A 23,847-nucleotide genomic window follows, 5' to 3' on the forward strand; every position below is an offset into this window, starting at 1 on the left:
GGTGAAGCAAGGAAAGAGCAGCAAGACCGCTGCAAACCCCGCAGGCGACTCGGCAAAGAAGACGTGTGCGACATGACAGCTATTCCTTTCAGGCAATGGAAAGCTGCGGATTCTAGTCGCCTAAATAGCAATAATTCTCATTTGTGATGAGGCTTTGGCCGATCGCTCGCACTTAGTGAGCATTCCTCGAAAAAGCTGGATGCGGTTTTCGAAAAGTTTCTTCACGTGGATAGAAGGAATTCGAGGCGCCCACGCGGTGGTGTGCGCGGATCTTCACCTTTGACGCAAAAAGGCCGATGCCGAGGAGTTTCTTTCAGGCAAGCACTGCGGGTATCTTTTTGAGCCGAATCCCTTATAATCTAAGGAGTTAACGACTATCGGCGGCAGGCGCCACACTGGCCGCCGTTTTTATTTATGGCAATCAAACACTACCTTCAGTTTTCCGACTTTACGCTTGATGAATACGAGTACGTGATCGAACGTTCCCGTGTGATCAAACGTAAGTTCAAGAATTACGAGCCCCATCACACGCTGGCCGATCGTACCCTGGTGATGGTGTTCGAAAAGAACTCAACCCGTACCCGCCTCTCGTTTGAGGCTGGCATGCACCAGATGGGCGGCGCGGCAATCTACCTCAACACCCGCGACAGCCAGCTTGGCCGTGGCGAACCGGTGGAAGATGCGGCACAAGTGATGTCACGCATGTGCGACGTCATCATGATCCGCACCTATGGTCAGGAAATCATCGAGCGCTTTGCCGCCCATTCGCGCGTACCTGTCATCAACGGCCTGACCAACGAGCAGCATCCCTGCCAGGTGCTGGCCGATGTGTTCACCTACATCGAGCATCGCGGCAGCATCCAGGGCAAGATCGTGGCCTGGGTCGGCGACGCCAACAACATGCTCTATTCGTGGCTGCAGGCAGCCGAGGTGTTTGGCTTCCATGTCAACGTCTCCACGCCCAAGGGTTACGACATCGATCCGGCCCAGGTCTCGCCGGGCAACAAGAATTACACCTTCTTCGCCGATCCGGCCGATGCCTGCCAGGATGCCGACCTGGTCACCACCGACGTGTGGACCAGCATGGGCTTCGAGGCCGAGAACAATGCCCGCCTGAAGGCCTTCGATGGCTGGATCGTGGACCAGGCCAAGATGGCGCGCGCCAAGAAGGATGCGCTCTTCATGCACTGCCTGCCCGCCCACCGTGGCGAGGAAGTGGCCGCCGAAGTGATCGACGGCCCGCAATCGGTGGTCTGGGAAGAAGCGGAAAACCGTCTGCACGTGCAAAAGGCCCTGCTGGAATACCTGGTGGCCGGCCGCTTCGATTAAGCCGCTCCTGCCCGCCACCGTATCGCAAGAATCACGCTCAACACTTCAATCATCGCAACGACAAGATCATGTCCAACATCCTGCAATCCGTCCCGGTCAATCAAAAAGTCGGCATCGCCTTCTCCGGCGGCCTCGATACCAGCGCCGCGCTGACCTGGATGCGCCAGAAGGGCGCCATCCCCTACGCCTACACCGCCAACCTGGGCCAGCCGGATGAGCCGGACTATGACGCCATCCCCAAGAAGGCCATGCAATACGGTGCCGAACTGGCGCGCCTGATCGACTGCCGCGAACAGCTGGCCAATGAAGGTATCGCGGCCCTGCAAAGCGGCGCCTTCCACATCTCCACCGCCGGCATCACCTACTTCAACACCACCCCGCTGGGCCGCGCCGTGACCGGCACCATGTTGGTGTCGGCCATGCGTGAAGACAACGTCGACATCTGGGGCGACGGCAGCACCTACAAGGGCAACGACATCGAGCGCTTCTATCGCTACGGCCTGCTGGTGAACCCCAACCTGAAGATCTACAAGCCCTGGCTGGACAGTACCTTCATCGACGAACTGGGCGGCCGCAAGGAAATGTCCGAGTTCATGATCAAGTCCGGCTTCGACTACAAGATGTCGGTGGAAAAGGCCTACTCGACCGATTCCAACATGCTGGGCGCGACCCACGAAGCCAAGGACCTGGAATTCCTCAACAGCGGCATCAAGATCGTGCAGCCCATCATGGGCGTGGCGTTCTGGCGCGATGACGTGGAAGTCAAGGCCGAGACGGTCACCGTGCGCTTCGAAGAAGGCCGTCCGGTGGCGTTGAACGGCAAGACCTTCGCCAGCATGACCGAGCTGATCCTGGAAGCCAACCGCATCGGTGGCCGCCATGGCCTGGGCATGAGCGACCAGATCGAGAACCGCATCATCGAAGCCAAGAGCCGCGGCATCTATGAAGCCCCGGGCCTGGCCCTGCTGTTCATCGCCTACGAGCGCCTGGTCACCGGCATCCACAACGAAGACACCATCGAACAGTACCGCGACAACGGCCGCAAGCTGGGTCGCCTGCTGTATCAGGGTCGCTGGTTCGATTCGCAAGCCATCATGCTGCGCGAAACCGCCCAGCGCTGGGTGGCGCGCGCCATCACCGGCGAAGTCACGGTGGAACTGCGTCGCGGCAATGACTACTCGATCCTCAACACCGAGTCGCCCAACCTGACCTACCACCCGGAACGCCTGACCATGGAAAAGGGCGAAGGCAGCTTCTCGGCCATCGACCGTATCGGCCAGCTGACCATGCGCAACCTGGACATCGCCGACACCCGCCAGAAGCTGTCGATCTACCAGAACACCGGCCTGCTCGATTCCAGCACTGCCGTGTCGCTGCCGCTGCTGGGCAAGGACGAAAAGTAATTCCCGCTGGATTCACCTTTACCGTTTAATGGAAGCGATTCGATGAGCACTCAATTCGACAACGTCACCGTCCTGAAAAAGGGCAACGTCTACTTCGACGGCAAGTGTGTCTCGCACACCGTGCTGCTGGCCGATGGCAGCAAGAAGACCCTGGGCGTGATCCTGCCCTCCTCGCTGAACTTCAGCACCGGCGCACCGGAAATCATGGAAATCAACGGCGGCAGCTGCCGCGTGCGTCTGAAGGGCGAAGAAGCCTGGAATACCTACGCTGCCGGCACCACCTTCAGCGTACCGGGCAACTCCAGCTTCGACATCGAAGTGACCGAGACCCTGGATTACGTCTGCCACTTCGGCTGATCCAATCGGCGCCTCAACGAAAAAGCCGTCCAGTAGCGATACTGGACGGCTTTTTTACATCTTCATCCGGGAGGCTGCCTAGATGAAGACCGGTTCCGGCTCCAGCTGCACGCCGAACTTTTCCTTCACATCCTCCTGGATTGCCCTGGCCAGCCTGGCTACCTCCGCCCCGGTCGCACCGCCCCGGTTGACCAGCACCAGTGCCTGTTGTTCATATACCCCTGCACGCCCGATGCTCTTGCCCTTCCACCCGCAGCGGTCGATCAGCCAGCCGGCGGCCAGCTTGTAGTGATCGTCATCGACGCGATAGCTGACCAGGTTGTTGTATTGCGCCAGCAAGGTATCGCGCAGACGGGCCGACACGATGGGGTTCTTGAAGAAGCTGCCGGCGTTGCCGATCTTCGCGGGGTCGGGCAGCTTGCGGGTACGGATGGCGATGACGGCCTCGGCGATGTCACGCGGACCGGGTTCAGTGATGCCGCGCTCCTGCAGAGCCTGGGCCACGTCGGCGTAGTTGGCATTGGCGTGCCAGTGCTTGGGCAGTGCGAATGTCACTGCCAGTACCACGGCGCGGTCGCGCAGTTCCTGCTTGAAGATGCTGTCACGGTAGCCGAAGCGGCAGGCTTCACGGTCGAGGGTGAGCAGTTCGCCGCTGACCAGGTCGAAGGCTTGCAGGCTGTGGAAACGGTCCTTGATCTCGATGCCGTAGGCGCCGATGTTCTGGATGGGCGCGGCACCGACGCTGCCTGGGATAAGTGAAAGATTCTCCAGCCCGCCCAGGCCCTGTTGCAGCGTCCACTGGACGAAGGCGTGCCAGTTCTCGCCGGCGGCGGCGCGCACGTAGATGAAGTTTTCATCCTCGCCGGTGATCTCTATGCCCCTACCCTGCATATGCAGCACCAGTCCGCTGAAGTCTTGTGTCAGCAGCAGGTTGCTGCCGCCGCCCAAGACCAGGCGCGGCAAGGCCATGAGGCCAGCGTCCTGGCGCAGTGCACTGAGCTGCTGGAGGTCGTCGACAGGCAGGTAAGCATGGGCACTGGCCTCGATGCCGAAGGTATTGAGGGCGCGCAGCGAAACGTCGTGCCGGACGGGAAGTGAAGAAGTGCTCATAGGGATGGGATTATATCGTCCAGGCGCGACAAAACCGCTGTCAGCGGCCTGGCGATGGCGGCGGGGGCGCCAGTCCGTTAAAATCACGGCTTGGACGCCGGCCTTCGCCGGCTGCAAGAACATAAGGAACAAGCCATGCCCTCATTCGATACCGTCTGCGAAGCCAACCTGGTGGAAGTCAAGAACGCCGTGGACCAGGCCAACAAGGAAATCTCCACCCGTTTCGACTTCAAGGGCACTGACGCCCGCGTCGAGCAGAAGGAGCGCGAGCTGACCGCCTTTGCCGACTCGGACTTCCAGCTGAGCCAGGTGCGCGATGTGCTGACCAACAAGATGACCAAGCGCAACGTCGATGTGCGCTTCCTAGACGAAGGCAAGATCGAGAAGATCGGCGGCGACAAGGTCAAGCAGGTCATCAAGGTGAAGAACGGCATCGAAAGCGACGACGCCAAGAAGATCGTGCGCGTCATCAAGGACAGCAAGATGAAGGTGCAAGCCAGCATCCAGGGCGACGCCGTGCGCATCACCGGGGCCAAGCGCGATGACCTGCAGGCGGCCATGGCGCTGCTGCGCAAGGAGATCAAGGAGATTCCGCTGGAGTTCAACAACTTCCGCGATTAAGCGGAGCGCTTCCTCCAGCAGTGACTACAACGCCGGCTTTTGCCGGCGTTTGTTTTTGGCGCCAGCTCGATGATATTCGAGAAAACGTAGCTGATTGCTTGAGGGCAAGCGGGTTTCCGCGCCGCCAAATCTACACTCCTTCCACCCAAAAATATCGGCGTCTCTTGAATTGAGCGCTGATGGGCTGTTTGGGCAAGTTGCCAACTGACGGAAGGAGCAAAGATGGAACACACGCAACCCGAAACGCTGCACCTCGCAGTCCGAGACCGACTCAATCCGCGTCGAGAAGGCGCTTGCGCCATTGGCATAACTTCGTCGCAGCTGCGGGAATATCCCGCCTCCAACGGAGGTTTGAAATGAAGATCATCGGCTGGATTCGCTATGGCGATAAAGCCGCCTGCGGCGGGATGGTGATTGAGGGTGACCAGACTTGCCGCAGCCATGGGCGGGCTTATGCCTTTCAGGGGGCTCGGGTGGCTTGCCGAAAGGACTGCATCATTGCTGATGGTTTTCCGCGCTCTACGCTCACCAATGGACAGGCTCAGGTTATTCATGGGATGAAGACCAGTGCCGGGTGTCCGTTGCTTTCTACGCTCAATGAGGTTGATGGGGTGGGCAACGCGAACGGTGAGGACATTCCAGCTCGCTTCGTGCAAGACGATGAGGGAGAGTGGATTGGGAAAATGAATGAAGGGTATGATCAGCACTTCGTCTTAACAGACGGACAAACCGGGCAGGTTCTCGCCAATCGCTATTACCGGATGACTTGCAACGGACAAATTAGCGAGGGTAAAACCGACAGCAAGGGGAGAACAAAGAAAGTATCTTCCGACGACGCCGCAGAAGTCACTATTGAAGTCATGCCGGAAGGCTACAAGGGAGCCTCTGCATGATTCCGCAAGCGATCGTCGTTGTCACAGCAGCGCTAACGTTAAAGTCAGATTCAGAGCCTGTACGCATCAGGGTCAATAAGCCACGAGGTTCGATTTATTGGGGTGGTGCCGGATTAAACGGCCCCTACATACAAGATCAAGTTTCAGCCCTCCAAGAAGCTGGGATCAAGCACATATGGATAGGAAAACGTACCTATGGCGAGTATCCGGACGCTGCACGTTCTGCAACTGATCTGCGTTATGAGGGACGCAGCGATGATCGATCTTGGATGATCGAAAGTATGGAGAATGTGCCCGCTGAGCAATTCAACCTGATTGGCTATTCCTACGGGTCATTGATGGCGGCTCACACCGCTCATGTCTACGCTTGCAACGGGCATCTCGTCGATCACTTGGTGTTGATCGCCTCTCCAATCGATGGGGACTTTCTTGAGAAACTTCAACAGAATAAAAACATCAAGAAAGTGCTCATCATTGACCTTCGCCAACACAAGGACCCGATTTACGCAGGCATGTCCCAGTGGCGTTTGATCCTGTCCAAATCAACTTTGGAAAAACAAGATGAAGCGTCTGGCACAACACGCGGCATTGGCCATTTCTATTACAGGCCAAACTCAGACGAAGGGAAGTTTCGCCGCAGGCAATTGGCAAACTATTTATATCGACAGGGCCTTCGATGATTCCAAACAGCTTTTTTTCAAATGTGCTTCGCTTCCTGGCTCTTCTTGGGGGCATGTTGTTTGCTGCGAGCGGTCCAGACTATCTGCGGGGAACGATTTCTTACGGACTATCGAATAACTGGCACTTTCAAAATGTTTCCGGATGGGGCTTTCGATTCGGACTCTGGTTTCAGTTATTGATTATTGGATTAGTGGCGGTCTCACCATTTTGGGTATGTGTTAAAAACGATACCCCGCCAAGATTTCTACCAAAGCGCAAAACGATCAACCTGATGGTCGGATTTGGGCTAATTTTTTTCCTGTTCTCTGCGGGTCTTGAAATACTGCTGAAAACGCATTTTCCTTAACAATCGCGGCAATTTACCGGATAGCGTCATGAACAAAGGTTGCCGGGCCCAAAACAACAAAGCCCTGGCTCCCACCAAGGCTTTGTTCACAACCTCACGCCAGCAGTCACCGACGCTTCAATCTCTCTTCAACGACAAGCCTCAAGCCGCGTCCCGCTCATCCCCCACCAAACGGCGCTGTTTGACCGAATCCGCCAGGCCCTGCAACACTTGCAGGCTTTCTTCCCAGTTGATGCAGCCATCGGTGATGGACTGGCCGTAAGTCAGTTCCTTGCCCGGCACCAGGTCCTGGCGACCGGCGACCAGGTGCGATTCGACCATCACGCCGACGATGCGCGTGTCGCCCGCTGCCACCTGGCGGCCGATGTCGGCGCAGACCGGGATCTGGTTTTCCGGCTTCTTGGAGCTGTTGGCGTGCGACGCATCGATCATCAGGCGCGCCGCCAGGCCGCTCTTGGCGATGTCCTGGCAGGCGGCTTCCACGCTGGCCGCATCATAGTTGGGCTGCTTGCCGCCGCGCAGGATGATGTGGCAATCCTCGTTGCCTGCGGTGGAGACGATGGCCGAGTGGCCGCCCTTGGTCACCGACAGGAAATGGTGCGGCTGCGACGCGGCCTTGATCGCATCCACGGCGATCTTGACGTTGCCGTCGGTACCATTCTTGAAGCCCACCGGGCAGGACAGGCCAGACGCCAGTTCGCGGTGCACCTGCGACTCGGTGGTACGGGCGCCGATAGCGCCCCAGCTGATCAGGTCAGCGATGTATTGCGGGCTGATCACGTCCAGGAATTCGGTACCGGCCGGCAGGCCCAGATCATTGATGTTCAACAGCAGCTCACGGGCCGCGCGCAGGCCATCGTTGATGCGGAAGCTGTTGTCCATGTACGGGTCATTGATCAAACCCTTCCAGCCGACCGTGGTACGCGGCTTCTCGAAATAGACGCGCATGACGATTTCCAGCTCGTTCTTGTGACGCTCACGCTCCACCACCAGGCGGCGCGCATATTCCATGGCTGCCTTGGTGTCGTGGATGGAGCAAGGGCCGATGACGACCATCAGGCGGTCGTCCTGGCCATGCAGGATGCGATGCAGCGCAGTGCGGGCTTCAGCGGTAGTACGCTCGACCTTTTCGGTGCAGGCGAATTCGCGGATGAGATGCGAGGGGGGGACCAGTTCTTTCATTTCTCGGATGCGAAGATCGTCAGTGCGCGGCATTTTTTTCTCCTGGTGTACTGCAAAGATTCAGCTGGAATATTGACCAAAAAAAAACCGCCATCACTGGCGGTTTTTTAGGAAATCGGTTTTGTCTTTTTACGAACGCTTACCGCTTTTCACCGCCGTGGGGCTGGAATAGCTAAAGTAAAAATAAAAGTAAGCGCGGGCGAAAGACATGTCTGGCGTCATGGGTTAAGTGAAGCAGGCATTCATAGTGCTACAAATCAGGGGCTTTGGCAAGCAACAAGACGAAAAGGAGGTGTTGCTCTGCAAATGCAATATTTATTCATAAAATGCACATCAATAGAATAATTTTTGCAAATATTATCAAAAAAACCGCCATCTACACAATAAAAAATCAACGACTACGCAAGCCTTGCGCAACACTGCGTACCCGGTCGGCTGTAGCATTCCTGCAAAAAAAGTGAAGATTTGATCTGACCACGTCAGTTTTTCCTGCTTCGGGACGACATTTTCCCGCCTTCGACATGAAAAAAACCGCCGGTCGCTGAGACCGGCGGTTTTCACCAGAAACGATGCTGCGATGAACGATCAGGCCGTGCCGCCCACGGTCACGCCATCCAGGCGCAAGGTCGGCTGCCCGACCCCCACCGGCACACTCTGGCCTTCCTTGCCGCACACGCCGACACCCGAATCCAGGCGCATGTCATTGCCGATCATGGAGACGCGGTTGAGCACATCCGGGCCATTGCCGATCAAGGTCGCGCCCTTGACCGGATAGGTGATCTTGCCATCCTCGATCATGTAGGCCTCGCTGGCCGAGAAGACGAACTTGCCATTGGTGATGTCCACCTGACCACCACCGAAGTTGACGGCATACAGGCCATTCTTGACCGAGGCCAGGATCTCGCCCGGATCCTTGTCGCCGCCCAGCATGTAGGTATTGGTCATGCGCGGCATGGGCAGATGGGCGAAGGATTCGCGACGGGCATTGCCGGTGACGTCCATCTTCATCAGGCGCGCATTCATGGTGTCCTGGATGTAGCCCTTCAGGATGCCGTCTTCGATCAGCGTGGTGCACTGAGTCGGATTGCCTTCATCGTCGATGTTGAGCGAACCGCGACGATCGGCGATGGTGCCATCGTCCACCACGGTCACGCCCTTGGCGGCCACGCGCTCGCCGATACGACCGGAGAATGTCGACGAACCCTTGCGGTTGAAGTCACCTTCCAGACCGTGGCCGATGGCTTCGTGCAGCAAAATGCCGGGCCAGCCGGGGCCGAGCACCACCGTCATCGGGCCAGCCGGAGCCGGGCGCGCATCCAGGTTCACCAGAGCGGTGGCCACCGCTTCGGAGGCATACTTTTCCAGCAGGGTCTCGGAGAAATAGCCGTAGTCATAACGCCCACCGCCACCGCTGCTGCCCATCTCGCGACGGCCATTCTGTTCAGCGATCACGGTCACCGACACGCGCACCAGCGGGCGAATATCCGCCGCCAGCACACCATCGGCGCGCGCCACCAGCACCACGTCATATTCACCGGAAAGGCTGGCCATGACCTGTTTGACGCGCGGGTCCTTGGCGCGGGCGATGCGCTCGATGCGTTCCAGCAATTGCACCTTGGCCGTGGCATCGAGCGAAGTCAGCGGATCATGCGGCAGGTACAGCGCACGGCCACCGGCCGGGGTCATGGCGCCGGCCACCTTGATCTTGCCGCTGCCCTGGCGGGCGATGGTGCGGGTCGCGGCGGCGGCATCCAGCAGGGCCGACTCGGAAATCTCGTCTGAATACGAAAACGCGGTCTTGTCGCCCGACACGGCGCGCACGCCCACGCCCTGGTCGATGGAAAAACTGCCGGTCTTGACGATGCCCTCTTCCAGGCTCCAGCCTTCGCTCTTGGTGAACTGGAAGTAAAGATCGGCGTAATCCACCTTGTGCGTGAACATGCTGCCCAGGGCCTTGAGCAGCTTGGATTCGTCCAGGCCGAAGGGAGTCAGCAGCACGTCGCGCGCCACTTGCAGGGCGCCCATGTTGGGTTCAAATAATTTCATAGCGTCTTGTCGGAAGGCAAAAAGGTCAAAGCTTGCGGTGGCGTAGCGCCGGCAAACTTTCTCGAACGTATTGTAGACGATGGGGATCAATGTCGCCGATCACAAGCCCCTCCCCCTCGGGGAGAACCGAGACGATCTCGCCCCAGGGATCGACCAGCATGCTGTGGCCCCAGGTGCGGCGGCCATTGACGTGCTCGCCGCCCTGCGCCGACGCCAGCACGTAGCACTGGTTCTCGATGGCGCGGGCGCGCAGCAGCAGCTCCCAGTGGGCGCGGCCGGTGGTATAGGTGAAGGCGGCGGGCATGACGATCAGGGCGCACTCGCCCATGGCGCGGTAGAGCTCCGGGAAGCGCAGGTCGTAGCACACTGACAGCCCGACCCGTCCGAACGGCGCCTCGAAGCTGCGTACCTCGCTGCCGTATTCGATGGTGCGGGCTTCGTCGTAGTTTTCTTCACCTCGTACGAAATTGAACAGGTGAATCTTGTCGTAACGCGCCACCCGCTGGCCATCCGGTCCATAGACCAGTGAAGTATTGAGCACCTTGCCGGAAACCGCCGACTGTAGCGGCAGCGTGCCGCCCACCAGCCACAAGCGGTGCTGGCGCGCCAGGGCGCTCATGTGCTCCTGGATGGGGCCGCTGCCATCGGCTTCGGCATGGGCCAGCTTGTCGCGCTCGTGGCGGCCCATGATGGGCCAGTATTCGGGCAGCAGCACCAGCTGCGCACCTTGCCGGGCAGCTTGCGTCACCAGCTGCGCAGCCGCATCGAAGTTCTCTTGCGGCTCGGGCGTGGAGACCATCTGGATCGCCGCCACCTTGAAGGAATCATTCATGTCTGCCTCTTGCCAGCGTGGGGTGGGTTGAAACAATGCCGCCAGTATGGCCCATCCTGACCTGCCGCGCAGGGCTGCCGCAGGACCGGATCAGGCACCGGAATTGATGCGCGCTCCCGGCTCGGGCGCCCGGCGCCGCTCAGGCGGGGCCACTGAGGGGGCCGGTGCCAGGTCATTGACCGGCTTGTCGTCGGTCTTGCCGTTCTTGTCCTTCTGCAGCACTTCGCGGGCCCGCTCGCCATCCACCGGTGTGACCTGCCCCTGCTTGACCACGATGGGATCGCTCCACGGGCCGGTCACCTTGTATTCGAAGCTGAGCGACTTCATCACCGGATTGCGCAGGAACAGTTGCGCCAGCAAGGTACTCACCCCCACCACCGGATTGACTGCCATGGCCACCACGGAGGCGGTGCCGAGGTTGATCTCGGGGATCACCACCACATGCAGATCCTGGGTTTCGCGGGCGATGTCGGCCGAACCGCTCATCAGCACCGAGGCCGTCACGCCGGTCATCTTGAGGTTGTCGGTGCTGGCGATGCCCTTGGCAATGCTGGCGGTACCGGCCACGGTGTCGAAGGCAAAACCTTGCGAGAACACGTCCCGGAAGTCCAGCGTCAGCCGGCGCGGCAGCGCCTGCAGGTTGAGCACCCCCAGCAGCTTGGCCGCACCCGGATCAACCTTCAGGAACTGGCCGGAGTGCACATCCATGTGTACCTGCCCGGCCAGGGTGGCCATATCCATGGCATAGGGCGGCGCCTTCCAGCTGAGATCGCCATCGAGCTTGCCGTGCCCGCCGCGGATGGTGCCGGGATAGCCGAAGCGTTCCAGCAGCTTGCCCGCATCCTCGATATCGAGCGCATAGGTGAAGTTGGACGTGTGATTGCTGCCGAAGCTGAGCCAGTTGCCGGCCGCCCGGAACTGCGCATCGGGATTGGCCAGCAACAGGCGGCTGATGCGCCATTCGCGGCCTACCGAGGTGACGATGTTGCTGGCATCGAGCTCCAGCCGGCCCAGCTTCTTGCCGCCCAGCTCGAACTGCTCGGCCCGGATGTCAAGGGCGGGCATCTGCAGGTGGTCGTCACTCTTGTCGGCACTGGCGGGCTGGGCCGTGTCGGCGGCGGTGCCGGACTTGGGAATGACCAGCGAGGACAGGCGCGCCGTGACCTTGCCGGCACCGCGCGCACTGGCGGGCTCGTCCCAGGTCACGGTACCGGAGGCCTGCCGGGATTCCAGGCTGATCTGCCAGGCATTGCGGCGGTGGCTGGCTTCCAGGACCAGCTGGTCGAGTTTCTTGCCCATCATGTTGAACTCGCCCACCCGGGCCGACACGCTGTCCGGCTCCAGATACTGCGTCACGTCGCTGCTGCCGAGCCGGTCGTTGCCTGCGCTGCTGGCGGCCTCGTTGCCGGCCAGCGCCTTCTTCAGGGCCAGCCACGGATCGGCATCCAGGCTGTCGGTCGCCAGCGCCAGCCTGAGACCGGAAGCAGGTGTCGGCGCCGGCTGGTTCCAGCCGATGCCGCCGCTGGTGACGCGCCAGGCATTGCCGTTGCCGGCCACGCGCTCGCGTACATAGCGCGAGGCCACATGAGGACCCAGCGCCACGCGCATTTCCTCGCGTTCGATCAGTGGATCGGAAGAGGCCAGCGGCAGCAGATCGAAGCGCATCGGCAGGCTGTCCTGCACCCCCTTGCGCAGCGGCACCGGCAAGTCCGCGCCCAGGCCGGCCAGGTTCGACTCGACCGTGACCTCCGGCTGCCCCGCACGCACCGCCACCGTCGCGGTGTAACGCGTGCCACCGGAGAAGCGCGCCAGCAGGCGCTGCAGCGAAGGATCGGGGTATTGCTTGCGCAGATTCTCGATGTTGATGGCGCCGTCCAGGCGTACCTGGCTACTGCCATCCTTCTGCGTGCCGCCGCTGATGGCCAGATTGTCGCCCAGGAATTGCCCGTGCACGCCATTGAGCGAAAAACCGCTTTCGTTGAACTCGACCTTGCCACTGGTGCGATAGATGGGCGGCAGTTCAGGCAGCAGGTCCACATCGTTGTTGGCGAAATGGAAGACGCCCTGGGCACGGGTCTCGATGGCGTGATTGAGCGGCATCTGGAACTTCAGGTCCAGCCGCGCTTCACCACTGGCCGTGGTGTGCTCCATGACGTTGCCGGTCCAGCGTGCCACCGGGCTCTGGTTGACGTATTGCAGGAAGGCCGGCATGGGGCCGTTGGCCACGCCGTCGATTTCCAGCACGGCATCATGCGATTCGACATCGGCCACGCGCGCGCTGACCGGGCCCAGCCGCGCGCCCAGGGTGCGGGCACCCTCAGCCTTGATCTCCAGTCGTGTACGGTCGATGCTGATGTGTCCCCGCCCCTCCTCCAGCAAGGGCCATTCGGGTTCCTTGCCGTCGCGACCGACATGACCGGGCGTGTAGTTCAGCTTGAGGCCGTCGAAATCACCCGCGAGCTGGAACACGCCCTTGGGCTGCTCGCCCGGCTTGGTGGTCTGGAAGGGGAAATCGGCCAGCGCGCCCTTGAGCTTGAACCGTACGTCCTTGAGATTGCCGGCCAGCAAACCCTCGGTAAGCCAGCGATGCAGCGGTTCGCTCAGGTGTTGCGGGAGATAGCGGCGAATCGCCTTCACATCGAAGCTGGTCAGCTCGCCGTGCAGGTCGACGCTGCCGAGCGAACCACCCTGCAACGGTAGCAGGTGCTGACCACTGAGACTGCCGGCCACGCCCGGCTGGGCAAACTGCATCTGGTCCAGGTCCACCTGCAGGGTCTGGTCCTTCAGGTATTGCCAGCGCGCCTGCAGCTTGAGGCTGTCAAAGGGCAGGCTGGACTCGCGGAACAGATCGGTGGGCAGCTCCACCGCCAGTTGCCGCGCATCGACCTTGACGGATCCGCCCTTCTCGCTGGCGTCAATCTCGCCGGAGAGGTTGCTGAAGCCGGGGAACGCGGCCCACTGCGCGCGCGCCGGCTGGACGCCGTTCCTGCGCGGCTCGACATGGGCCGGCAAGCCCTTCAGGCCCAGCCCCTGGAAGCGACCATTGACACGATAGGAACTCAACTCGGGATAGCTGCCCTGCCATTGCACGGTGAAGTCATGCAGCTCCCCGCGTGGCGCCAGGTCATCCAGCAACTTGCGCTGGGAGGGCGCCAGCGGCAGGCGGGCGGCCAGTTGCGACAAGGTCTGCAGATTCAGGTAGGTAGCCTTGAGGCTGGTGCGCTCGGCCTTGAGCGCAGTGGCCGGTTCATAGCTCTCGGCAATCGAGGTCGGCGGCAGGACGAAGCCGTCCGGCGTTTCGATGGAGAAATCGGTCAGCGTGACCTGGTGTCCATTGGCGCCGAAGGTCGGTACGCCATCCTCCAGATTGGGGCCCAGCGTTTCGCTGGCGGAGATGCGGCCATTGACACGCTTGAGCGAAAGCGGCTCCAGCTGGCGCGACAGGCGGGCATTGAAGTCGGTCAGGCCGAGGTCGGCGGTGAAGTTGGCCACCTTGGCATGGTCCAGGGTCAGCCAGGCCCGCACCGAACCGCGACCGCTGTTGATGGCGATCGGGTAATCGAACCAGGCGCGCCAGACCGACAGGTCGGTATTGCGCAGATCCGCATACAGCACGCCCTTCCAGCGCGCGATGTCGGAACTGCGTCCGAAGGCCGGATGACTGAAGTCGGCCCGCACATCCAGAGGGGCAGCCATGTCCTGCGGCGGGATGGCGCGCAACGACAGACGATGACGCAGCCAGCGGTTGTGCAGTACCAGGTTGACGTCTTCCAGCACCAGTTCCGGGGCACGGCGCAATTCATCATTCCAGCGCAGCTTGCTGTGACGGATCACGATTTCGCGCTGGGACAGCAACCAGTCCAGGCTGCTGCCGTCGCCGCCGGCCGGCACCGGAATACCGGCCACGTAAAACTTGCCGGCGGCATCGCGCCGGATGGCCAGGTCGGCCCCTTCGATGCTGAGGTTCTCCAGTCGCAGGGAGGCCACCAGGACGCTGCTCCAGGACAGCGTGGTAGACACGCGCGGCAGGCTCAGGGCCGGTTCGCCCTGCTGGTCATGGACGGTGAGATTGGTCAGGGAGAGCTGCGGACGCAGGCCGCTCCAGGAGGCCTCGATGACATCGATGCTGACCGCACGACCGATCTCGTGCGAGACCAGCGCCTCGATACGCGACTTGTAGTGGCCGATCTCGGGCAGCACCGCATAGCGCAGCACCAGGAACAGCGCGCAAAAGACGAAATAGGCTGCCAGCAGCAGCTTGAGGGTGAAGCCCAGGACGTGGTGGGTGGCCCGGTTCAGGCGCCGATAGCTGCCCCGCGCAAATCGCCAGCACAGCGCCCAGCGGCCAGGCTTGGGTGTGGCGTTATGTTGTTCTTGGGACATCAGGTTGCAAGGCGGCTCGGCAAATGAATGGAATCGGGCAGGCAGCATGATCGCATGGAAAACCGGCCCATGCCATCGTGACAATGGGACTATGAGGGGCAAAAACGCCGATAAGTTTAAAAAGGAAGGCTAGAATCGCTTGATTGGCTGCTCTTCCAGCAGATCGTCAGTGCGCAGTCTGCGTCAATCCCGCCGGACACGCATCACACGCGGGCGATCCGCCCTGCCTGCATTGTCGGCACGGGCCCGCCCGCTCTGAAGCGGGAGGGGCAGCGGTTTTCCTCCTTTTACACCTTGTCGTGGAGCTTTGCGGTCTCTTATGTCTGTTCATCCTCTCTCTCTGGTCGACGCCTCCACTTCCCGCTACTACACCCGCTGGACTCTGGCCGATCCGGCCCGCCCGGCCCTGGTTGCGCAGACGGCGGCGCAGCCCATGGACCGTGCCGCCATGCAGCAACGCCTGGCGGCCGACCTCGAGGCCGGCCTCGCCCTGCCGGCGGCCATGCGACGTCTGCGCAACCTGATCATCTGCAGCCTCATCACGCGCGATCTGGATGGCCGCGCCGACCTGGCCGAAGTGGTGGCCACCATGACCGGTTTTGCCGATTTCGCCGTGCAGACCCATCTGGCGGCCCTGATGCAGGAACAAATCGCGCTATATGGCATCCCGGTCGGTGAAGAATCAGGACGCCCGCAGGAAATGATCGTGCTGGGCATGGGCAAGCTGGGTGGCGGGGAACTGAATGTTTCTTCCGACATCGACCTCATCTTCGTCTATCCGGAAGATGGCGACACCCGCGCCGAGGCCGGCCAGAAGTCGCTCTCGAACCATGAATTCTTCGTGCGCCTGGGCAAGAAGCTCATCGGCGCCCTGGCCGAGATCACCGCAGACGGCTTCACCTTCCGCGTCGACATGGCGCTGCGCCCCAACGGCAACTCCGGCCCGCTGGTAGCCAGCTTCAACATGGTCGAGGAATACCTGGTGCGCCAGGGCCGCGAATGGGAACGCTATGCCTGGACCAAGGCCCGCGCCCTGACCGGTACCGAAGAAGACATCGCTGCCCTGGAAGCGATCAGCCGGCCCTTCATCTTCCGCCGCTATCTGGACTTTGGCTCCATCGATGCCCTGCGCTCCATGCACGGCCAGATCCGCGCCGAGGTCAAGCGCCAGGAAGCCCTGCATCCCGACCGCAGCAACAACGTCAAGCTGGGACGCGGCGGCATCCGCGAGATCGAGTTCACCAGCCAGGTGTTCCAGCTGATCCGGGGCGGACGCGACCCCGAGCTGCGCGACCGCTCCACCCGCACCACCCTGCGCACCCTGGCCACCAAGGAACTGCTGGCGCCCGAGGTAGTGGACCAGTTGCTGGAGGCTTATACCTTCCTGCGTGACCTGGAGCACCGCCTGCAGTATCTGGAAGATGCGCAGACCCACACCCTGCCCGTCAATCCCGACGACCTGCTGCTGGTGGCCAACATGATGGGCTACGCCGACAGCCCGGCGCTGCTGCAGGAACTGGAGCGCCAGCGCGCCATCGTGGCCGCGCAGTTCGATGCCATCTTCGCCGACAAGCAATCCGAGGGCGAAAGCGAAGGCCCCACGGTGGCCGTGAGCGAGAACGACAATCTCGAAGGGCTCACCGAGGCCCTGCGCCTGGTGGGTTTTCCCGAGGAAGATATCGACAACGGCGCGCGTCGCCTGCATCTGACCTGGCAGTCGCCGCGCATGCAGAGCCTGCCCGAGGCCAGCCGCAACCGGCTCAACACCGTCATCAACAACTGTCTGCCGCTGCTGGCCGCCTTGCATTACGACCAGTTGCCCGCGCTGGGCCGCCTGCTCGATTTTCTCGAAGCGATCGCCCGGCGCGCGGCCTACCTGGCCCTGCTCACCGAATATCCCTACGCCCTGCAGCGGCTGGTGCGCATGATCGGGGCCAGCGGCTGGGCTGCGACTTACCTCACGCGCCACCCGCTGCTGCTGGACGAACTGCTGGACGACCGCAACCTCAAGGCCGCCTCCGACTGGAACGCCTTTGCCGACACCTGCCGCCGTCAACTGGCCAGTGCCGAGGGCGATACCGAACGCCAGCTCGACATCCTGCGCGAGCTGCATCACGCCGAACTGTTCCGCCTGCTGGCGCAGGATCTGGAGGGTGATCTGTCGGTGGAAAAGCTGGCCGATGAACTCTCGGCCCTGGCCGACGTGCTGGTGCAGGTCACTCTCGAAGCGATCTGGCAGACCATCGCCCAGCGCCACGTCGAAGTCCCCCGCTTTGCCGTGATTGCCTACGGCAAGCTGGGGGGCAAGGAACTGGGTTATGCCTCGGACCTGGACGTGGTCTTCCTCTACGACGATGACGACCAGGAAGCACCGGCGCTGTATGCCAAGCTGGCCCAGCGCTTCATCACCTGGATGACCAGCCACACCCCGGCCGGTACCCTGTTCGACATCGACATCGCCCTGCGCCCGGATGGCGCCAGCGGCTTGCTGGTGTCGCCGCTGTCCTCCTTCGAGAAATACCAGTTGAATGCCGCCTGGATCTGGGAGCATCAGGCCCTGACGCGGGCGCGCTTCTGTGCGGGCGATGCGGCCATCGGCGAGCGCTTCGAGGCGCTGCGCGAACGCGTGCTGCGCCAGCCGCGCGATGTGAACAAGCTGGAAGAGGAAGTGCTGTCCATGCGCCGCCGCATGCGCGAAGCCCATCCCAACCGCAGCATGATGTTTGATCTCAAGCACGATGAAGGCGGCATGATCGACATCGAGTTCATGGTGCAGTATTTGGTATTGCGCCATGCCTGCGACCATCCGCAGCTCACCGGCGACATCGGCAACATCGCGCTGTTGAAACTGGCGGCCCAGCTGGGCCTGATCGATGGCCTGCTGGCGGCCGAAGCGGCCAATGCCTATCGGCTCTTCCGCAAGCTGCAGCACCAGATCCGCCTGCAGGGCTCGGAGCGCGCCCACATCGATGCGATCCGGGTGGAACATGAACGGGCTTGCGTGATCCGGCTCTGGCAGCAGGTTTTCGGTTGACGCCTCCAAGGCGCGGTGAAGAAAAAAACGGGAGGCGCCTTGCGGTGCCTCCCGTTTTTTCCTTTGACTTCACCTGCGTGACATCCTGTATGACCTCTTTTAATTCATTGGCTTGACCGCCACCAGGTTGATCAGGGTTTCTTCCCGATCCGCCTTGGGCTTGATGCCAAAGACACGCTCCAGCAGCCCCAGGTCTTCGCGGCTCCACCACAGGTAGGGATAGGAGATCGCCTGCGGCGCCACCTCGAACCCGGCGCTGCGCACCAGGGCCAGATATTCGCCGGCGGTCTTTTGCACCTCCATCGGATGGCGGAACAACAGGCGGATGATCCACGAGTGGATGTAACGCCTGGTCGATTCGGCGAACAGGAGAATACCGCCCGGTTTGAGGACGCGGTAGAACTCGCGGATGGCTTCTTCCTGATCGATCAGATGATGGAAGGTCTGGTGGCAGAACAACAGGTCCACGCTGTTGTCTTCCAGGTGCATGCGCGAACTGGAGCACTGGATGAATTCGGCACGCAGGCCCTCGGCCTCGGCCTCGCTGCGGGCTGCGGCGATCATGTTGGCATCGATGTCCATGGCGATCAGGCGCTGCGGAGCAAAGCGCTGGTGCAGCTTCTTGAGCGAGCGGCCCCAGCCGCACCCGACGTCGGCCACCACGGGATAGCTGCTGCGACGCTCGGCAATGAGCCGCTCCAGATCCTGCAGGGCGCGTTCCAGCACGTGCAGGGTCCAGGTCGGCGTACGCAGGAACCAGAGGCCGAAGGCGGTCTCGGGGACGTGCTCCGGCATGGCCGGAGGCAAGGGCGGTGAGTGTGAGTTCATGTCGTTATGCTTGTTGTACTGGCCGGATGCCGGGCCGGTACTGGCGGACATCCGGGTCGCCGGCGGTTCCCCCTGCCGGCTGATGGAAAAATGCCCCGCAAGCGAAGGCGCGCGGGGCATCAGATGTTACCGGCTGGCAAGCAGGACTGCAACTTTCCTGCGCCTGTTGCTGCCCTCAGTACTTGGGCGGAGTCTTCTCGTCCCGGCTGGCGCGGCGATCGCTGCTGCCATCACGCGAAGACGAGGAGCTTTCGCGGTCGCGCGAACGGGCGTTGTCGCGGTTGGAGTCGCGGTCGCGGGTGCGGCTGCTGCGGTCGCTGTCCTTGCTGTCCTTGCTGTCCTTGCTGTCCTTGCCATCCTTGGCCTTGGCGTCATCCTTGGCGGCGTCGGGCGCCGGCGCAGGCGGTGCCACGGTCTGGATGCCCTTGGCGGCCATGTATTCGTGCATGTCCTTCCAGCCGGTGAAGATGCCGGCCTTCAGGGCGTCGGGATTGCGCTGGTAGCAGTCTTCCAGGCTCTGGCCGGCCTGGCGGCAGCCGGCGCCCAGGGCAATGCCTTCGGCCTTGGCCTCTTCCGGGGTCTGCTTGGGCTTGGAAAAGCTGCTGATGTAGTCGCACGCGGACAGCGAGAAGCTGACGGCGGAAATCAGGGCCAGGTTGGCCAACAGGCGACGAGCCTGGGATGAGCTTGCTGACATGCGTTGCCTCGTTGGGTCGGTTGCTCTTGTTGTTGACGGGCCGTGCGGCCCTTGGCGGCAAATGGACAAAAGGCCATTGCAAGCGACGCTCGCAACAGCCTTCTGATCCGTTTGCAGGCTGATTCGTCTATTTTCACCGCGGCAAGCAGGCCTGCATACGAGGAAAAGAAGCCGAAACAGCCCTGAAATTGACGCTCCCGACCGGGGAACCCCGGCCAGAGCGCCAGATCACGCGTCTTATTTGGCGTTGGCCAGGGCGACGGTGGTGTCGAGCATGCGGTTGGAGAAGCCCCACTCGTTGTCGTACCAGGACGACACCTTCACCAGACGGCCGGACACCTTGGTCAGGGTGGCGTCGAAGTTGGACGATGCCGGGTTGTGGTTGAAGTCCACCGACACCAGCGGATCGGTGTTGTAGGTCAGGATGCCCTTGAGCGGACCGGATTCGGAAGCGGCCTTCAGGATGGCATTGACTTCATCCACGCTGGTGTCGCGCGAGGCCACGAAGGACAGGTCGACGATGGACACGTTGATCGTCGGCACGCGGATGGCGTAGCCGTCCAGCTTGCCGTTCAGTTCCGGCAGCACCAGGCCGACGGCGGCAGCAGCGCCGGTCTTGGTCGGGATCATGGACTGGGTGGCCGAACGGGCGCGGCGCAGGTCTTCGTGATAGACGTCGGTGAGCACCTGGTCGTTGGTGTAGGCGTGGACGGTGGTCATCAGGCCGTTTTCCAGACCGATCTTGTCGTTCAGCGGCTGCACCAGCGGGGCCAGGCAGTTGGTGGTGCAGGAAGCGTTGGAGATCACGGTGTCCGAAGCCTTCAGCACGCCGTGGTTGACGCCGAAGACGACGGTGGCATCCACATCCTTGCCGCCCGGAGCGGAGATGATCACCTTCTTGGCACCGCCCTTGATGTGGGCGCTGGCCTTTTCCTTGGTGGTGAAGAAACCGGTGCATTCCAGCACCACGTCCACGCCCAGCTCGCCCCAGGGCAGCTCTGCGGGGTTGCGCTGGGCCAGCACCTTGATGCGGTCGCCGTTGACGACGATGGAGTCGCCCTCCACGGTCACGGTACCGGGGAACTTGCCGTGGGCGGTGTCGTACTGGGTCAGGTGGGCATTGGTCTTCGGATCGCCCAGGTCGTTGATGGCGACGATCTCGATGTCGTGCTTCTTGCCGCCTTCGTAGTGAGCGCGCAGGATATTGCGGCCGATGCGGCCATAACCGTTGATTGCTACGCGAATTGCCATGCTCTTCTCCTCAAGTAGTAAAAATCAATGCAAACCGGTAGTCGGGAAAGCGACCTGCCCGACAGCTTGCACCCTGGCGGCGCCGCCCGTCGGACATGAATCCTTCTTTTCCGGCCTTTTTGTTCAGTTGTTCTTGCCGTCCCTGCCTGCCCTGCTCATCCTGCCAATCCATCCAGTCCCGCGCTCATCCGCTCAGGAGTGGAGCTTGCGCCAGACGAAACCGATCTCGTCGAGTTCACTGCCATCATCCCAGGTGAACGTTTGTTCATAAAGCCTTTCGGCCCCGAGCGACTCGAAAAATTCCCCGGCGCCTTCATTCTTGCTCAGCACCCAGGCCATCAGGCCGGTCGCACCGGCACTGATGAGGGTGGCGGCGACGTTGGCCAAGAGGCGCTTGCCCAATCCCTTGCGCTGCTCATCGGGCAGCACGCAGATCGCGGTCAGCTCGGCATCGCAGCCGAAGCGCGACTCGGCCAGCGTCATGCCGGAAGCAAAACCGATGATCTCACCGCCGCTCTCGGCCACGAAGGTGCAGGCGGCGTCCGAAGACGCTTCCAGCACCTGCTCCCACAGCTTGACGCTTTCCTCGGGCTTGAGGTGATCCAGGTAGCTGTCGGGCACCAGGCCGCGATAGGCGGCGCGCCAGGCGTCGATGCGCACACCGGCAATCGACGCAGCATCGGCCTTGCGGGCGCGGCGGAACAGGACCTCTTCCGTCATGGACGACACAGTACTCAAGCCAGTACTGCCTTGGCCTTGGCCACCACGTTCTCGACGGTGAAGCCGAAGTGCTTGAACAGCACGCCGGCCGGGGCCGATTCGCCGAAGGTATCGATACCGACCACGGCGCCTTCCAGGCCCACGTACTTGTGCCAGAAGGCGGTCACGCCGGCTTCGATGGCCACGCGCGGAACACCGCGGGTCAGCACGGAGGCCTTGTAGGCGGAGTCCTGGCGGTCGAACACGTCGGTCGAGGGCATCGACACCACGCGCACGGCGATGCCTTCAGCGGTCAGGGCGTCAGCGGCCTTGGTAGCCAGTTCGATTTCGGAACCGGTAGCGATCAGGATCACCTTGGCATCGGCCGCATCGCGCAGCACGTAGCCGCCACGGGCGATGTCCTTGACCTGGGCGTCTGTGCGCTCCTGGAAGGGCAGGTTCTGGCGCGAGAAGATCAGGGTGCTCGGGCCATCGTGACGCTTGATGGACTCGGCCCAGGCCACGGCGGTTTCAGTGGTGTCGCACGGACGCCAGTTGTCCAGGTTGGGGATCAGGCGCAGGCTGGAGACGTGTTCCACCGACTGGTGGGTCGGGCCGTCTTCGCCCAGGCCGATGGAGTCGTGGGTGAACACGAACAGCGAACGGATCTTCATCAGCGCCGCCATGCGCAGGGCATTGCGGCTGTAGTCGGAGAAGGTCAGGAAGGTCGCGCCGAAGGGCAGGTAGCCGCCATGCAGGGCGATGCCGTTCATGATGGCGCTCATGCCGAATTCGCGCACACCGTAGTTGATGTGATTGCCGCGCTGGTCGGCGCGCACGGCCACCGATTCCTTCCAGTTGGTCAGGTTCGAGCCGGTCAGGTCGGCCGAGCCGCCCAGGAATTCCGGCAGCGCCTGCGCGTAAGCCTGGATGGCGTTCTGGCTGGCCTTGCGGGTGGCGATGGTTTCCTTCTTTTCCAGCGTGGAATTGATGTAGGCGGTCACGGTCGATTCGAACGCAGCCGGCAGCTCGCCCTTGAGGCGGCGCAGCAGTTCGGCGGCCTCGGCCGGGTATTGGGCGGCGTAGCTGTCGAAGGTCTGCTTCCAGCTGGCTTCGAAGTCGGCGCCGGTGGCCTTGGCATCCCAGGCGGCGTAGACGTCAGCGGGAATCTCGAAGGGTGCGGAGGTCCAGCCCAGCGCTTCGCGCACGGCGGCGATTTCCTTGTCACCCAGGGCAGCGCCGTGCACCTTGTCGGTGCCGGCCAGGTTGGGCGAACCCTTGCCGATGACGGTGCGGCAGCAGATCAGGGTCGGCTTGTCGGCCAGCTTGGCCTGGTGGATCGCCGCGCTGACGGCTTCGACGTTGTGGCCATCGACAGCGGGGATGACGTTCCAGCCGTAGGCTTCGAAGCGCTTCGGGGTGTCGTCCTTGAACCAGCCTTCGACGTGACCATCGATGGAGATGCCGTTGTCGTCATACAGCACGATCAGCTTGGACAGGTTCAGCACACCCGCCAGCGAGCAGGCTTCGTGCGAGATGCCTTCCATCAGGCAACCATCGCCGACGAAAGCATAAGTATAGTGATCGACCACGGACAGGCCGGGCTTGTTGAATTCGGCGGCCAGCAGCTTTTCAGCCAGCGCCATGCCCACCGCATTGGTGATGCCCTGGCCCAGCGGACCGGTGGTGGTTTCCACGCCCGGGGTGATGTGCACTTCCGGGTGGCCGGCGGTCTTGGAATGCAGCTGGCGGAAGGACTTGATGTCCTCCATCGACAGGTCGTAGCCGGTCAGGTGCAGCAGCGCGTACTGCAGCATGGAGCCGTGGCCGTTGGAGAGCACGAAGCGGTCACGGTTGGCCCAGTGCGGGTTGGACGGGTTGTGACGATAGTGCTTGGCCCACAGGGCCACTGCGATTTCGGCCATCCCCATCGGCATGCCCGGGTGCCCGGAATTGGCTTTTTGAACTGCATCCATCGCCAGCGCGCGGATCGCGTTGGCCATCTTGTCGGTGGGGAGAGTGGAAATCATGTCGAGGTCTGAGTTTGCTGTGCGGGAGGCGCTGTCAGGCGCACCAATCGGGTTTTGTAGCCAAAGCGCCGCCCCGGAAGGCCAAGTGCAGCGCGGGGCCGTATTTTACCAGAGTGCGCCGGGGG

The 23,847-nt window shown here is 61.9% G+C and carries 18 protein-coding genes; 8 read left to right on the forward strand and 10 right to left on the reverse strand.

The genetic code is table 11. From position 1 onward, the window contains the following. Positions 1-414: 414 nt before the first annotated feature. The 3 genes from argF to ppnP all read left to right on the forward strand — a co-directional run bounded on the left by argF (position 415) and on the right by ppnP (position 3,089). Entirely contained in the window at positions 415-1,329 is a 915-nt protein-coding gene (argF, locus tag HWE01_RS02650) for an ornithine carbamoyltransferase (protein ID WP_008326965.1), read from the forward strand. A 68-nt stretch (positions 1,330-1,397) separates the two neighbouring features. Then, a complete protein-coding gene (argG, locus tag HWE01_RS02655; protein WP_008326964.1) occupies positions 1,398-2,732 on the forward strand; it encodes an argininosuccinate synthase in 1,335 nt (444 codons plus the stop codon). Between the two features lie 42 nt (positions 2,733-2,774). Continuing rightward, positions 2,775-3,089: a pyrimidine/purine nucleoside phosphorylase gene (gene ppnP / locus HWE01_RS02660; RefSeq protein WP_006463128.1), complete on the forward strand. Its 315-nt coding sequence runs from the start codon at positions 2,775-2,777 to the stop codon at positions 3,087-3,089. A 78-nt stretch (positions 3,090-3,167) separates the two neighbouring features. On the opposite strand, the gene murB is transcribed toward ppnP, so the two are convergent. After that, positions 3,168-4,199: a UDP-N-acetylmuramate dehydrogenase gene (gene murB / locus HWE01_RS02665; protein ID WP_241821031.1), complete on the reverse strand. Its 1,032-nt coding sequence runs from the start codon at positions 4,197-4,199 to the stop codon at positions 3,168-3,170. 135 nt (positions 4,200-4,334) lie between these two features. On the opposite strand from murB, the gene HWE01_RS02670 reads away from it, so the two are divergent. From HWE01_RS02670 to HWE01_RS02685, 4 genes are all read left to right on the forward strand, one after another. Continuing rightward, a complete protein-coding gene (locus HWE01_RS02670; protein ID WP_034333613.1) occupies positions 4,335-4,820 on the forward strand; it encodes a YajQ family cyclic di-GMP-binding protein in 486 nt (161 codons plus the stop codon). A 356-nt stretch (positions 4,821-5,176) separates the two neighbouring features. Beyond that, positions 5,177-5,713: a PAAR domain-containing protein gene (locus tag HWE01_RS02675; protein ID WP_241821032.1), complete on the forward strand. Its 537-nt coding sequence runs from the start codon at positions 5,177-5,179 to the stop codon at positions 5,711-5,713. After that, complete coding sequence (locus HWE01_RS02680; protein ID WP_034350026.1) at positions 5,710-6,393, forward strand: alpha/beta fold hydrolase; 684 nt, start codon at positions 5,710-5,712, stop codon at positions 6,391-6,393. The genes HWE01_RS02675 and HWE01_RS02680 overlap by 4 nt, the downstream gene beginning before the upstream one ends. Continuing rightward, positions 6,390-6,740, forward strand: a complete 351-nt coding sequence (locus HWE01_RS02685) for a hypothetical protein (RefSeq protein ID WP_157174192.1) — start codon at positions 6,390-6,392, stop codon at positions 6,738-6,740. Before HWE01_RS02680 ends, HWE01_RS02685 begins: the two co-directional genes overlap by 4 nt. Before the next feature lie 141 nt (positions 6,741-6,881). On the opposite strand, the gene aroG is transcribed toward HWE01_RS02685, so the two are convergent. The 4 genes from aroG to HWE01_RS02705 form a co-directional block, all read right to left on the reverse strand. Beyond that, positions 6,882-7,955, reverse strand: coding sequence for a 3-deoxy-7-phosphoheptulonate synthase AroG (gene aroG, locus HWE01_RS02690; RefSeq protein ID WP_088755959.1), 1,074 nt, complete (start codon positions 7,953-7,955; stop codon positions 6,882-6,884). A 552-nt stretch (positions 7,956-8,507) separates the two neighbouring features. Beyond that, positions 8,508-9,968, reverse strand: coding sequence for a metalloprotease TldD (gene tldD, locus HWE01_RS02695; protein ID WP_175343110.1), 1,461 nt, complete (start codon positions 9,966-9,968; stop codon positions 8,508-8,510). Between the two features lie 25 nt (positions 9,969-9,993). Beyond that, positions 9,994-10,800 carry a carbon-nitrogen hydrolase family protein gene (locus HWE01_RS02700; RefSeq protein ID WP_008326951.1) on the reverse strand — a complete coding sequence of 269 codons (807 nt, stop codon included), beginning with the start codon at positions 10,798-10,800 and terminating at the stop codon, positions 9,994-9,996. A 90-nt stretch (positions 10,801-10,890) separates the two neighbouring features. Continuing rightward, positions 10,891-15,183 (reverse strand): YhdP family protein, encoded by a 4,293-nt coding sequence (locus HWE01_RS02705; RefSeq protein ID WP_241821033.1) that lies wholly within the window; start codon positions 15,181-15,183, stop codon positions 10,891-10,893. A gap of 319 nt (positions 15,184-15,502) precedes the next feature. Here HWE01_RS02705 and glnE point away from each other — a divergent pair, with 319 nt between their 5' ends. Next, positions 15,503-18,217 (forward strand): bifunctional [glutamate--ammonia ligase]-adenylyl-L-tyrosine phosphorylase/[glutamate--ammonia-ligase] adenylyltransferase, encoded by a 2,715-nt coding sequence (glnE, locus tag HWE01_RS02710; RefSeq protein ID WP_241821034.1) that lies wholly within the window; start codon positions 15,503-15,505, stop codon positions 18,215-18,217. A 99-nt stretch (positions 18,218-18,316) separates the two neighbouring features. Here glnE and HWE01_RS02715 read toward each other — a convergent pair whose 3' ends face one another. The 5 genes from HWE01_RS02715 to tkt all read right to left on the reverse strand — a co-directional run bounded on the left by HWE01_RS02715 (position 18,317) and on the right by tkt (position 23,770). Beyond that, a complete protein-coding gene (locus HWE01_RS02715) occupies positions 18,317-19,045 on the reverse strand; it encodes a class I SAM-dependent methyltransferase (protein WP_034350506.1) in 729 nt (242 codons plus the stop codon). 175 nt (positions 19,046-19,220) lie between these two features. Further along, positions 19,221-19,742 (reverse strand): hypothetical protein, encoded by a 522-nt coding sequence (locus tag HWE01_RS02720; protein ID WP_241821035.1) that lies wholly within the window; start codon positions 19,740-19,742, stop codon positions 19,221-19,223. A gap of 237 nt (positions 19,743-19,979) precedes the next feature. Further along, on the reverse strand, positions 19,980-20,993 hold the full coding sequence (gap, locus tag HWE01_RS02725; RefSeq protein WP_008326926.1) for a type I glyceraldehyde-3-phosphate dehydrogenase: 1,014 nt from the start codon (positions 20,991-20,993) through the stop codon (positions 19,980-19,982). Positions 20,994-21,185: 192 nt separating this feature from the next. Next, complete coding sequence (locus HWE01_RS02730; RefSeq protein ID WP_008326922.1) at positions 21,186-21,713, reverse strand: GNAT family N-acetyltransferase; 528 nt, start codon at positions 21,711-21,713, stop codon at positions 21,186-21,188. 14 nt (positions 21,714-21,727) lie between these two features. Further along, complete coding sequence (tkt, locus tag HWE01_RS02735) at positions 21,728-23,770, reverse strand: transketolase (RefSeq protein WP_299539404.1); 2,043 nt, start codon at positions 23,768-23,770, stop codon at positions 21,728-21,730. Positions 23,771-23,847 lie beyond the last annotated feature (77 nt).

The sequence above is a fragment of the Herbaspirillum sp. C7C8 genome (genome assembly GCF_022627875.1).
In the GTDB taxonomy this organism is placed as follows: domain Bacteria; phylum Pseudomonadota; class Gammaproteobacteria; order Burkholderiales; family Burkholderiaceae_D; genus Herbaspirillum.

Bases quoted from the DNA above. Each gene is read 5' to 3' on its own strand.
- HWE01_RS02715 (WP_034350506.1), bottom strand. From the start codon at position 19,045: ATGAACTCACACTCACCGCCCTTGCCTCCGGCCATGCCGGAGCACGTC.
- tldD (WP_175343110.1), bottom strand. From the start codon at position 9,968: ATGAAATTATTTGAACCCAACATGGGCGCCCTGCAAGTGGCGCGCGAC.
- murB (WP_241821031.1), bottom strand. From the start codon at position 4,199: ATGAGCACTTCTTCACTTCCCGTCCGGCACGACGTTTCGCTGCGCGCC.
- HWE01_RS02670 (WP_034333613.1), top strand. From the start codon at position 4,335: ATGCCCTCATTCGATACCGTCTGCGAAGCCAACCTGGTGGAAGTCAAG.
- HWE01_RS02685 (WP_157174192.1), top strand. From the start codon at position 6,390: ATGATTCCAAACAGCTTTTTTTCAAATGTGCTTCGCTTCCTGGCTCTT.
- HWE01_RS02680 (WP_034350026.1), top strand. From the start codon at position 5,710: ATGATTCCGCAAGCGATCGTCGTTGTCACAGCAGCGCTAACGTTAAAG.
- ppnP (WP_006463128.1), top strand. From the start codon at position 2,775: ATGAGCACTCAATTCGACAACGTCACCGTCCTGAAAAAGGGCAACGTC.
- glnE (WP_241821034.1), top strand. From the start codon at position 15,503: ATGTCTGTTCATCCTCTCTCTCTGGTCGACGCCTCCACTTCCCGCTAC.
- aroG (WP_088755959.1), bottom strand. From the start codon at position 7,955: ATGCCGCGCACTGACGATCTTCGCATCCGAGAAATGAAAGAACTGGTC.
- HWE01_RS02675 (WP_241821032.1), top strand. From the start codon at position 5,177: ATGAAGATCATCGGCTGGATTCGCTATGGCGATAAAGCCGCCTGCGGC.
- HWE01_RS02700 (WP_008326951.1), bottom strand. From the start codon at position 10,800: ATGAATGATTCCTTCAAGGTGGCGGCGATCCAGATGGTCTCCACGCCC.
- HWE01_RS02730 (WP_008326922.1), bottom strand. From the start codon at position 21,713: ATGACGGAAGAGGTCCTGTTCCGCCGCGCCCGCAAGGCCGATGCTGCG.
- gap (WP_008326926.1), bottom strand. From the start codon at position 20,993: ATGGCAATTCGCGTAGCAATCAACGGTTATGGCCGCATCGGCCGCAAT.
- argG (WP_008326964.1), top strand. From the start codon at position 1,398: ATGTCCAACATCCTGCAATCCGTCCCGGTCAATCAAAAAGTCGGCATC.
- HWE01_RS02705 (WP_241821033.1), bottom strand. From the start codon at position 15,183: ATGTCCCAAGAACAACATAACGCCACACCCAAGCCTGGCCGCTGGGCG.
- HWE01_RS02720 (WP_241821035.1), bottom strand. From the start codon at position 19,742: ATGTCAGCAAGCTCATCCCAGGCTCGTCGCCTGTTGGCCAACCTGGCC.
- argF (WP_008326965.1), top strand. From the start codon at position 415: ATGGCAATCAAACACTACCTTCAGTTTTCCGACTTTACGCTTGATGAA.